We start from the raw sequence: 1,079 nt of genomic DNA on the forward strand, positions 1-1,079 counted from the left end.
CGGTGGGCGGCCCGTTCCTGACCGCGAACGAGGCCCGCGCCGAGGATGGCCGCGCCCCCGTCGAGGGCGGCGACCGGCTGAACCCCGCCGCGAACATGACCCGCAACGAAGATGCCGGGGCCGGAACCGAAGAGGACAAGGACTGATGGAAACGACGATTGCCAGCCTTCTGGGCGGGGCGCCGCTGGCGCTGGATCGCAGCTTCGGCGCGGGGCTTCTGGGCCTGCCGCTGCCTGCAATGCCTACCGCTGGCCCCGCGCTTTCCGGGCCGGTCGAGGTGGCCCGCGGCGAGCGCTTCGCGGTGGCGCGCGGCGTGGCAGTGATGCCGGTGCGGGGGGTGCTGACGCCCAATGCCGAGTTGCTGGAACGCTTCCTCGGCTGGGCGACCTTCGCGGGCATCGAGGCGTCCTGCGGGGCGCTGGCCTCGGCCGAGGACGTGGCGGCGGTGGTGATCGAGTTCGACACGCCGGGCGGGCTGGTGCTGGGGGGCGCGGCGGCGGCGGGCGCCATCGCGGCGCTGGCGGCGGTCAAGCCGGTCCATGCGCTGGTCAATCCGCTGGCGGCCTCGATGGGCTATCACCTGGCCAGCCAGTGCACGGATATCGCGATGACGCCCGGCAGCCTCGCGGGCTCCATCGGCGTCATGCGCCAGGCGGGCTGGCCGGTCGGGCCCGATGGCGGGGGCAACCGGTGGCAGATCTTCACCTCGACCCATGCCCGGGCCAAGCTGCCGAACCCCGAGACCGAAGGCGGCCGGGCCGAGATCCTGCGCGATCTCGATGCGCATGAGGCGGCCTTCCATACGGACGTCGCCCGCGGCCGGGGCATCGCCCCCGAGGATCTGGCAGCCCGGCTCTCGGTCACCGACGACCCGGCCGATGGCGGCGCCACCTTCGGGCCGGAAGCCGCCATCGCCCGCGGCCTGGCCGACCGGGCCGAGACCCGCGCGGCCTTCTATGACCGGATCTTCGCCGCCCACGCGCCGCGCCCGGCCGCACCCCGCCGGGCCACCGGCCGGGGCCATCTGGCGCAAGCCGCCGCCGCGCAGGCCCGCGCGGCTCTCTGACCGACCACTCACT

Annotated in this window: 1 protein-coding gene; it reads left to right on the top strand. The window is 75.1% G+C overall.

Annotated elements, in window-relative coordinates:
• The first annotated feature begins 145 nt into the window (after positions 1 to 145).
• Positions 146 to 1,066, top strand: a complete 921-nt coding sequence (locus BYZ73_RS21240) for a S49 family peptidase (RefSeq protein WP_112317576.1) — start codon at positions 146 to 148, stop codon at positions 1,064 to 1,066.
• Positions 1,067 to 1,079: the final 13 nt, after the last annotated feature.

The sequence above is a fragment of the Rhodovulum viride genome, assembly GCF_003265965.1.
GTDB lineage: Bacteria > Pseudomonadota > Alphaproteobacteria > Rhodobacterales > Rhodobacteraceae > Rhodovulum > Rhodovulum kholense.